Source organism: Streptococcus sp. HMSC072G04, from assembly GCF_001813295.1.
Lineage (GTDB): Bacteria > Bacillota > Bacilli > Lactobacillales > Streptococcaceae > Streptococcus.
Window position 1 is genome coordinate 92,625 of record NZ_KV812016.1, and the last position, 10,633, is coordinate 103,257.

Consider the following 10,633-nt stretch of genomic DNA (forward strand, 5'->3'; position numbering starts at 1 on the left):
AGAGACTAGGACTTTTGTCCCAGCCTCTTTTTTTACTGTAAGAAAGGCTCGTGGGGTCTAGGAAATTGTTAGTCTCTAGCATTAAAAGGAAAAATATGCAAAAAAGACTTGACAAAGCAAATGATTAGCAGTATTATTAACTAGTTAATTAACTAATTAATAAACTAGTTAACGAAAATAAAAAAGAGGTGAAGGATGAATAGGAGAAGAATGAAGGTGCTGGGACTCTTGTTCCTCGGTTTCTTTCTGCTTGCAGCTTGTGGTAGTCAAGGAAATGCAGGCAAGCCCCCTTCTAAAAAAGGTCTTAAAATTGTCACGAGTTTTTATCCCATCTATGCCCTGGTCAAGGAAATCTCTGGGGATCAAAATGACATCTGGATGGTTCAGTCAGGTGCAGGGATCCATGATTACGAGCCCTCAACCAAGGAAGTGGCTCAGATCTATGATGCGGATGTATTTGTCTATCATTCTCAGACCCTGGAATCCTGGGCCGGTCGCTTAGATCCTAACCTACAAGGTTCCAAGTTACAGGTGATCGAAGGTAGTCAAGGAATGACCCTTGATAAGGTGGCTGGATTAGAGGATGTCGAGGCTGGTCAGGGAAAAGAAGCCAAGCACCTGTATGACCCGCATACCTGGTTGGACCCTGCGAAAATTGCAGAAGAAGGAAAGATCATCGCTCAGCACTTGGGCGAGATCGATCCAAAGAACAAGGAGCTCTATCAAGCCAATGCCCAAAAGCTTGAAAAGCGCTGTGAGGAACTAGTAGCCCGCTACCAGCCTCTCTTTGCCAAGGCCAAGCAAAAGACCTTTGTGACCCAGCATACGGCCTTTTCTTATCTGGCCAAACGCTTTGGTCTCAAGCAGTTGGGGATTGCAGGGATTTCCCCAGAGCAAGAACCGACTGCCCGGCAATTGGCGGAGATCCAGCAGTTTGTCAAAGATTATCAGGTGAAAACGATCTTCGTAGAGAAGCACACGTCGTCAAAGGTGGCAGATAGTATCGCCAAGGCAACAGGGGCGCGTGTCAAGGTCTTGGATCCACTGGAAGCTGATCCGCAAAACGATAAGGATCTATTAGCAAATTTAGAAGAAAATATGGCGAGTTTAGCCAAGGAATTAGAGGAGTAAATCAAGAATGAAGAAAAAGGGAACGATTGGAATTGTAGCGACCTTGGGGCTAGGACTCTGTGCCTATGCGCTCAGTCAGCAACCACAAGTCAAGGAAGAGAAAAAGAATCAGATTCAGTATTTGCAAGCGGACAAGAAATCGTCATCGTCTGCCTCCAGCAAAAAGGAAGACAGCATCGAAGCGGTCAATGCCAAGGAAAAGACCCAGGCAGAGCAGATTGTCATCAAGATTACAGATGAAGGCTTTGTCACTTCTCATGGGGATCATTTTCATTACTACAGCGGCAAGGTCCCATTTGATGCCATCTTTAGTGAAGAGTTGATTTTGCGGGATCCAACTTATCAGCTACAAGAAGCGGATATCGTGAGCAAGGTCAAGGATGGCTATATTATTAAACGCGCTGGGAAATACTATCTCTACTTAAAGGATGCCCAGCATACGGTTAATGTGCGCTCGATCGAAGAGATCGCCCAACAACAAAAGGGAGGCGCAAAAGAAGAAGGGGAAACGGGATCGGTGCAAGCGAGCTCCTCGCACAAGGCAGGCAAGACCCGTGACTTCCGTCAACCGAGTCAAGCGCTGAAAGAAGGCAAGACTCTTGAGATGCTGACGGCTAAAAACCATACAGGTGGTGGCTACCGTACGGACGATGGTTATGTCTTTAGCCCTGGAGATGTCATTTCAGATACAGGGGACGGCTTTATTGTGCCCCATGGCGGCCATTTCCATTATATTCCAAAGAGTGCCTTATCTGCTGGAGAGTTAGCAGCAGCCCTCTCCGTCTTAGGTGGTCAAGCCGGCCATCAGGCTGGGAACTCACGCCTAGCTGGAGCAAGTACAGAACAAGGACAAGAAACTTCAGATCAAGCCTCTCCAAGCCTTGGGAAGCAAGCGAGCAACCAGCCATCAGTCAGTCCAAGCAATACACAGACAACCCCAACGACTTCTAAACCGGCTGACTCTAAACCGAGTCCAAGCCTGAGCAATCTGATTGAAGAATTGCAGAAAGCCCCGTTGTCTTCTCGTCATGTGGAGTCTGATGGTTCTGTCTTTGATCCAAGTAAGATTACCAAGTGGACCGATCAAGGGATTGTCTACCCTCATGGGGATCATTTCCACTTTATCCCATACAGCTCCCTATCTCCTTTAGAGCGTGAGCTGGCGCGGCAATTCCAACTGCTTCGTGCTCAAGGAACTGATAGTTCAACAGAAGAAAGTCCAAGCTTGCCTTCAAATCCAAGCACAAGACCAGTTGAACATGAGCATGATCATGAGCATGGCGACAGTCACGAGCACGAAGAGGAGCACGATCATGGTTTCCACGCAGACAAGGTCATCAGCAAGGACGAGGAAGGCTATATGGTCGCTCATGGCAACCATGCCCATTATTTCTATAAAAAGGACCTCTCTCCTCAAGAGATTGCAGCAGCAGAGGCAACTCTAGCTGGCAAAAAAGAAGAGGACAAGGGGCAGCCCCTGACAGATGACGTTGCGATCTATTCTCGCGATGCCTCAGATGAGGAAAAGATCCAGTACATCAGTAAGACCTATGGTGTCCCTCGTGAGGCCATTAAGATTTCCAATGGTTTCTTTGTCTTTAACAATCCAGACCAAGAATACGATCCGACCCACATCCATCCTTATGCCGTTCGGAAGGAACATGTCCGCATCCCACTTGAAACTGGCAATCCTGAACTAGACTTTATCAATGAACTCTATGCAACAGCGCTTCGTTCGGGGATTTCTCCTTATAGCCTCCAGATTGAAAATGGCCAGTTTGTCATCCCGCATGGCGATCACAACCACTACATCAAGGTACGTTCAGCAGGACTAGCAGACTACTTAGCCCACCGTCTTCCAACCATCCAATCGCCATATAAAAAAGGAGACTTGGACAAGAAAGTCGTAGAGGATAGGGTCAACCAGCTCTTAGCAGAAAGCCGCAGTCTCTATGCTTCTGATCCATTGGAACAAAGACGGATTGAGCTGATCTTGGGCCACTTCTTGGAAAATGTCAAGAGCTTCCCAAGTAACTCAACAGAGGGCTATCTAGCCAGTCTCAAACAGGTTGATGAACAGTACATTCATGCGACCCAAGCGGTCAAACCAAAAGAAGAGACAGCCCTAGATCGTCGTTACCAAGAATTGCTGGAACAAGTGCGCTTGCTAGACACAGAAGCCTTCCAATTGAAGAAGGAAGAGTTGGTCTCTCAACTGCAGGAAGCCTATGCTGCCAAGGACAGTAAGCGTCTAGAGCAGGAAGGGAAGCTATTAGAAGCTGTTCAGGAGATGCAAGATCGGACGGGTGTGACATCGGTCGACTACCTCAAGTATTTCTACCAAAGATTGAGCGATGCGCGCTTGACACCAGAACTCCGCACCAAGGCAGCTGATCTAGCCTTGAAGCTCTACCGAGCTCAAGCCTTTGAAAAAGCTTGGGATTCCAAGTCTCACTTTATGGAACTCTACCAAACTAAGCAAGCTATTGACCAGCTCTTCTCCCAAGAAAAAGGCCAAACCTATCCTATTGAAAAAACAGTTTTGGATCAAAAAGGAAGTCAAGCCCCATCCTATAACGTAGCGGTTTATGATTTCCTCAAAGGCTTGTATGGAGAATTGGATAAGGCAACAGAAGCCCGTCAACAGAACAAGATTTTGACAGCTCTCTTAGAGCAAATCCAGTCGCTCTTGCCACAAGTCGAAGACCAAGGCAAACGAACGGCTTTTGAAGCAGGCTTAGCTCAACTTGGAAAAGAATCTGATCCAGACAAGGCTATTTCAAGTGGGGAAGCACTTCTACGCGAAATCAGTGATACCATTGAAAAGCAAAAACAAAAGCAAACGGAAGAGCCTCAAATTGGGGATGTCGCTCTTTATCAACAGCTCTATAACCAATTGATGGCTCTTCACCAACAATTGCAGGACAAGGGAGCTAGTGATGCTGTATTTGATCGCTTAGAAGCTCTGTTTGACCAATTGGCTAATCCAAAGAGTGATAAAGCAGCCTTACTACAGGCCATCCAAGCCTTCCAGGCAGAGTTGGCAGCAACGCCATCTGCAAGCGAAGAGGGCAAACCAGCTACTACAGCTGAAACGCCTGTCGCTACAGAGACTCCAGCAGCAACAGAAGCAGCAGCTTCAGAAGGGAGCAAGCCTGCCACAACTGAGACAGAAACAGAGCCTGCAAGCGCAGCTGTAACAGAAGCAAGCACGCCAGATGCTCCATCTCCTCAGAACCAATAGAAAATAGAAAAGAGTGTGGGACAGAAATCGGTAATTCGTTAGAATTCGATTTCGTCGTCCCACCTCCGCACAGTTGAGTAGGGCTGTAAAAGCTGATGAAATCAGCGTAGTAGAGCCCACTCAACCACTGCGTCTTGCTCGACAATCCAAAAATAATTGAGAGGCTAGGACTTTTGTCCCAGCCTCTTTTTGCGTTTTAGTGAATAGAAGAGGTCAGTAGTTGAGCCTCACTCCTTGTGTTCTAAGAGCAGTGGCGAGGAAGACTCGACTGCTTTTTTCCGCTTGAAAAATGCGGCCATTTGAACCAGGATGCGGGGGACCGTCTGCCATTTTTTCCAAGCTTGTACTCGGGTATCGATGAGTTGTTTAGCAAGACGTTCCAGCATTTCTCGCTCGGTTGGATCCAAATCCTGGGCATTTTGAAGGATTTCTTTGGCCTTGGCTAGCTGCTTGAGATCGGTTAGGTCATTGATGGAAGTGATGCCAGCATCCAGAAAAATACCAAAAAAGGTGTCAAAAAACTTCTTGCGCTCCTCTGCCGATGTTTCGCGAACCCATTGTTTCAAGGTGAGATCCGTCTGTTGGCTATCTGGGCTGGTATCAGTAACAGTCAAAAAACTGAGGTCCTTAGTTTCCCAAGTAAAGGCATCGTGCTGGGCAAAGCCACCAAAGGCGCGACTTTTGACAATGGTCGTCGGTTCTGGCACTTCCAACATCATGCCAACGATGGATCCTTGAGGGACAAATCGACGAATGTTTGGGGACGTGCGCTGGTAGCCTTCGGTTTCGATGATGGCCTTGTTGAGGCCAGGAGCATCGTAGCTGTAGATCGCGTCGACCCGCTCAAATAAGGAATCCGGCAGGTAAGTGCAGGCATAGGTTGCGAGATTGCCCCCTTTGGAGTGACCGGCTACTAAGAAGCGCCCTTTAGGAAATTCCTTCATGACGTTTTGCAGGTAGCTGGCTGCGCGCCTCTGAGCTGGGACATGGTCCATATAGGTCATGTGGAAGTCTTCCTTCCAGCCGATCAAAGTGTCATCCGTCCCTCTGAAGACGACTAAATAAACATCCATGGTAAGACGATAGGTCATGGCCGCAAACTGCTTCTGAACATCGGGGTCATATTCGTTGACATAGTTGAGGAGTTTGATGTTTTTAAAACGCTTTGAACTAGCTAAGTCATCGACTAATTGCAGGTGTTGGTTACTCACGATGAAATCGGTAGTTCGATCGATCAGTTCCATCGCATCAGACAGGCGCACTTGGATCCCTGTTGTATCTCCTTGAGGCACAATGTGTCCAAAGGGCAGATAGGTCAGCTCTGTCAATGCGAGAACATCCAGTTCATTGAAAGGACGGTCATATATGGAATCATAAGTCACTTCTTTTAGGTAATCAAAAATAGTCGACATCTGTGCCTCCCGTGTCTTATTTCTTTCAGTATAGCACAAAAATGGGAGTAGAAAAAGCTCTTACTGTTAAGAAGGCTACGCTCGATCTTTTTCTCTGCTTCTTAATCTGTTATAATAGGAAGAAGAAAAAAGAAGGAAAGAAAGCCATGCATAAAATTCTCTTAGTGGAAGACGATGAAATTATTCGCCAACAGGTCAAACAATTATTGGAACAATGGGGCTATGAAGTGGTTGCAGTAGGGGATTTTATGGATGTCCTCGGGATCTTTGTCGAAAGTGGCCCCCACTTGATTCTCATGGATATTGGCCTGCCTCTCTACAATGGCTACCACTGGTGCCAGGAGATTCGTAAGGTTTCAAAGGTTCCGATCATGTTTCTTTCTTCACGGGATCAAGCCATGGATATTGTCATGGCCATCAATATGGGGGGAGACGACTTTGTCACCAAGCCTTTTGACCAAAATGTCCTCCTAGCCAAGGTTCAAGGCCTCTTGCGTCGCTCTTACGAATTTGGCACGGATCAAAATCTGCTGGAGCACCGTGGCGCCATCCTCAACCTCAAGTCTACGGACTTGGTGTATGAAGGAGAAGTCATCAAGTTGACCAAGAATGAATTTCAGATCCTGCGCGTCCTGTTTGAGCATGCGGGCAGTATCGTGGCGCGTGATGACATGATGAAGGAGCTCTGGAATAGCGACTTCTTTATTGATGACAATACCTTGTCTGTCAATGTGGCCCGCCTTCGCAAGAAATTAGAAGAGGCTGGCTTGTCAAACTTCATCGAAACCAAGAAAGGCATCGGTTACGGGTTGACCCATGAATAAATTTGGAACGATCTTCTGGCAGTATGTGGTATCCCGCAGGCGCCTACTCTATCTATTGGTCATCTTTTTGATCATTGATTTGGTCTTTGCCTATCTCTTTCCAGAGACAGGGACGGTTTTCCTCTATGCGACCCTAGTGCTAGGCTTTTTTGCCTTCTGTGTCTTGATCTGGGATTTCGCCATGACCTTTCGGGACTACCGCAAAGCCGCACTTTATGAGGAAATAGAGGTTGCCTCACCACTGGAACACCTCCTCTATGAAAAATACACGGAAGAACAGCAGGCGCGCCTGGAAGAAGGAAAGACAGCCCAGGCCAAGTTCAATGACCTGATGGATTACTACACCCTCTGGGTTCACCAGATTAAGACGCCCATTGCAGCTAGCCAGCTCTTGGTCCAAGATGTCGAGACACCCATTGTCAAGCAGCAGATGGAACAGGAACTCTTTAAGATTGACTCCTATGCCAATCTGGTTCTGCAGTACCTGCGACTGGAGAGTTTTCATGACGATCTGGTCTTAAAGCGCGTGTCGCTAGAGGACTTGGTCAAAGAAGTGGTCCGCAAATATGCCCTCTTTTTTATCCAAAAGAACTTGGCAGTGAACCTGCATGATTTGGATGTCGCCGTCATTACCGATCGCAAGTGGCTTTTGGTGATCATCGAGCAACTCTTGTCCAATAGCCTCAAGTATACCAGTACAGGTGGAATTGAGATCTATTTCAAGGACCAGACCCTCTATTTAAAAGACAGCGGGATTGGAATCAAAAATAGCGATGTCCTCCGTGTCTTTGAGCGGGGCTTCTCCGGTTACAATGGCCACATGACCCAGCAATCCTCAGGGTTGGGGCTCTATCTGTCTAAGAAAATCGCAGAACAATTGGGCCACAGGATCACCCTCCATTCAGAGGTCGGTCAAGGAACGACGGTTGCCATTCGCTTTGAAGAGAAGAAATTGGTCATGGATTAAGATTCCCCATCTTACAAAAATGTAAGAAATAAACGGCAAAATGAAAGGTTAGGTTATGGTAGCCGCCTTTTATTTTTTATACAATAGTCTCATCAAATGAAGGAGGTCAAGAAAATGAAACTCTTGAAATGGATGAAACAACTCAAAAAGACTGAGAAACCCTGTAACCAAACCGATCTGGAAAAGACGGAATTTGGTCTCCAAGTCCTGCAACAAACCCAAGAATTTTTCTTGATCTACTAGTAAAAGGAGAAAAGCATGTCATTACTAGATGTTCAACATATAAAAAAAATCTACAAAACCCGCTTTCAAGGAACGCAGGTTGAAGCCTTAAAGGATATTCACTTCACCGTGGAAAAGGGTGAGTACGTGGCTATTATGGGGGAATCAGGATCCGGGAAATCGACCCTCCTCAACATTCTAGCCATGCTGGACCAGCCAACCGAAGGACGGGTCTACCTCAATGGCACGGACACCTCAACCATCAAGAACAAGGATGCGTCCAGCTTCCGCCGAGAAAAACTAGGATTCGTCTTTCAAGATTTCAACCTGCTCGATACCTTGTCTGTCAAGGACAATATCCTCCTCCCTCTAGTCCTTTCTCGCAGACCGGTCAAGGAAATGATGAGCAAGGTGGATAGCGTGAGTCGAGAGTTGGGCATTCACCAACTGCTTGAAAAATACCCCTACGAAATCTCTGGTGGGCAAAAACAACGGGTGGCCGTAGCACGGGCTATTATCACCTCGCCAGAAATCCTCCTTGCGGATGAGCCAACAGGGGCGCTGGATTCCAAGTCTTCAGCTGCGTTACTAGATGTCTTTGAAGATATCAATACCATGGGCCAAACCATTCTTATGGTGACCCACTCAACCGCAGCAGCAGCTCGGGCCAAGCGCGTGCTCTTTATCAAGGATGGGATCCTTTACAACCAGATCTTCCGCGGGGAAAAAACAGAGCGTCAGATGTTCCAAGAAATCTCAGATACTCTGACGGTCATGGCAAGTGAGGTGGAGTAGATGTTTCGATTAACCACTAAACTAGCTTGCTCCAATCTGATCAAGAACCGCAAGCTCTATTATCCCTTTGCGATTGCGGTCATTCTCGCAGTGACCATCGCCTACCTCTTTGACTCCCTGACCTTTAATCCTCACATTCATGAGCTTCGAGGGGGAGATCCCATGATATTTACCCTGGTCTTGGGACTGTTCGTGGTCAATGCTGCGGGAGCTATCATCGTGCTCTATGCCAATAGCTTCGTCATGAAAAATCGCTCCAAGGAGCTGGGGATCTACAGCATGCTAGGCCTTGAAAAACGCCATCTCATCAGCATGATCTTCAAGGAACTCTTGCTTTTTGGCTTTCTAACCATCTCAGTCGGTGTCTTGATTGGAGCCCTTTTTGACAAGCTGATCTTTGCCTTTCTCTTGAAACTCATGAAGATGAAGGTCCAGCTAGTGTCCACCTTCCAACCTGGGATTGTGGTCTTAGTTTTTGTCACCTTTGGTCTCATCTTTGCCCTTTTGGTTCTTCTCAACGCTTGGCGGATTCTTCGTTTGAATGCTCTGCAACTGACACGTGAGAAAGCGAGTGGTGAAAAGAAAGCTCGCTTCTTGTGGCCCCAAACCATCCTGGGCTTAGCCTCTCTCGGTTTTGGCTACTACCTGGCTTTGTCTGTCAAAGACCCCATGTCTGCGATTTTGATCTTCTTTCTAGCCGTTATCTTGGTCATGATCGGGACCTACCTGCTCTTTAATGCGGGGATCACCGTCTTCTTGCACCTGCTTAAGAAAAAGAAGGGGTATTATTACCAACCTAACAACATGATCTCGGTCTCTAACCTCATCTATCGTATGAAGAAAAATGCAGTGGGGCTTGCGACTATTGCCATCCTCTCGACCATGGTGCTGGTGACCATCTCTGCAGCCACTAACATCTATGTCGGTAGCGAAATGGTCAAGAAAATCATGGCGCCTCATGATTTCTCTGTTCAAGGAAAAGGGGTAGACCTGGAGCTAATCAATCAGAAATTTGATGAATTTGCGTCTGAACATCATCTTGAGATCAAAAATCGTGACCTGATGACCTATGCCAACTTTGGGGTCAAATCACAAAAGGGCACGGATTTCACCGTCTATCAAGCTGATGAACGCAAGGTCATTCCTAAAACCGTCTTTCTGGTCTTTGATACAGCTAGCTATGAGCAAATGACCGGAGAGAAGGCCGATCTGACCGGCAACCAAGTCATCCTCTTTGCTCATAACAAGGCTCTTAAGGGGCAAAAGCAGTTCACTATCAATGGCCAAGACTTCCAAGTCAAGGAAGAAGTGACCAAGGATTTTATCACCGATCACGTGCCCAACATGTATAACATGATAACGGAGGATTTCAATTACCTAATCGTACCTGACCTCTCAGCCTTTATCGCCCAGTTTCCAAATCTTGCCATCTATACCAATATCTATGGTGGTTTCAATGTCAATGTCAGTGAAGACCAGCAACTCAAGCTGGCAGCTAGCTATGATAAGATGATCGATGAATTGAGTAGCCAACAGGCCCAAGGAACATTTGTCTATGGAGGTAACCGAGCCAATGATGTGGCAGAGTTGAATAGCCTCTTTGGTGGCATCTTCTTTATCGGAATTTTCTTGTCACTGATCTTTATGGTCGGAACGGTCATCGTCATCTACTACAAGCAAATCTCAGAAGGCTATGAAGACCGTGACCGCTTCGTCATCCTCCAACAGGTGGGGCTCGATGAACACGAGGTCAAACGGACCATCAACCGTCAAGTGCGGACTGTCTTCTTCCTCCCTCTCATCTTTGCCTTTATCCACCTGGCCTTTGCCTACCATATGATCCGACTCATTCTCAAAGTCCTCGGTGTCATCAATAGTGGCCAAGTCCTCGTCGTGACCCTCAGCGTCTGTGCTGTCTTTCTCATCACCTACCTAATCGTCTTTTGGATCACCTCTCGGAGTTATCGTAAGATTGTGCAGATTTAGGAAAAGAAACTCAAATTAAATTAGAAACTTTCCTTAGGTGAGTACGGACGTC

8 protein-coding genes are annotated in these 10,633 nt (G+C 46.9%); 7 read left to right on the forward strand and 1 reads right to left on the reverse strand.

Features of this window, described 5'->3' with window-relative positions; genetic code table 11:
• Positions 1 to 195 precede the first annotated feature (195 nt).
• Both HMPREF2904_RS03150 and HMPREF2904_RS03155 read left to right on the forward strand, forming a co-directional pair.
• On the forward strand, positions 196 to 1,131 hold the full coding sequence (locus HMPREF2904_RS03150) for a metal ABC transporter solute-binding protein, Zn/Mn family (protein ID WP_141751190.1): 936 nt from the start codon (positions 196 to 198) through the stop codon (positions 1,129 to 1,131).
• Between the two features lie 7 nt (positions 1,132 to 1,138).
• Entirely contained in the window at positions 1,139 to 4,375 is a 3,237-nt protein-coding gene (locus HMPREF2904_RS03155) for a pneumococcal-type histidine triad protein (protein ID WP_070660005.1), read from the forward strand.
• A gap of 227 nt (positions 4,376 to 4,602) precedes the next feature.
• On the opposite strand, the gene HMPREF2904_RS03160 is transcribed toward HMPREF2904_RS03155, so the two are convergent.
• The gene (locus HMPREF2904_RS03160) at positions 4,603 to 5,787 is read right to left on the reverse strand and encodes a DUF2974 domain-containing protein (RefSeq protein ID WP_070660008.1); all 1,185 of its coding nucleotides are present in this window, start codon (positions 5,785 to 5,787) and stop codon (positions 4,603 to 4,605) included.
• Positions 5,788 to 5,933: 146 nt separating this feature from the next.
• Here HMPREF2904_RS03160 and HMPREF2904_RS03165 point away from each other — a divergent pair, with 146 nt between their 5' ends.
• The 5 genes from HMPREF2904_RS03165 to HMPREF2904_RS03180 all read left to right on the forward strand — a co-directional run bounded on the left by HMPREF2904_RS03165 (position 5,934) and on the right by HMPREF2904_RS03180 (position 10,581).
• The gene (locus HMPREF2904_RS03165; RefSeq protein WP_070660011.1) at positions 5,934 to 6,611 is read left to right on the forward strand and encodes a response regulator transcription factor; all 678 of its coding nucleotides are present in this window, start codon (positions 5,934 to 5,936) and stop codon (positions 6,609 to 6,611) included.
• Positions 6,604 to 7,578, forward strand: a complete 975-nt coding sequence (locus HMPREF2904_RS03170; protein ID WP_070660014.1) for a sensor histidine kinase — start codon at positions 6,604 to 6,606, stop codon at positions 7,576 to 7,578. The genes HMPREF2904_RS03165 and HMPREF2904_RS03170 overlap by 8 nt, the downstream gene beginning before the upstream one ends.
• A gap of 114 nt (positions 7,579 to 7,692) precedes the next feature.
• Positions 7,693 to 7,821, forward strand: a complete 129-nt coding sequence (locus HMPREF2904_RS11870) for a hypothetical protein (RefSeq protein WP_256263225.1) — start codon at positions 7,693 to 7,695, stop codon at positions 7,819 to 7,821.
• Positions 7,822 to 7,836: 15 nt separating this feature from the next.
• Entirely contained in the window at positions 7,837 to 8,595 is a 759-nt protein-coding gene (locus tag HMPREF2904_RS03175; protein ID WP_006596750.1) for an ABC transporter ATP-binding protein, read from the forward strand.
• On the forward strand, positions 8,596 to 10,581 hold the full coding sequence (locus HMPREF2904_RS03180) for an FtsX-like permease family protein (RefSeq protein WP_070660017.1): 1,986 nt from the start codon (positions 8,596 to 8,598) through the stop codon (positions 10,579 to 10,581).
• Positions 10,582 to 10,633 lie beyond the last annotated feature (52 nt).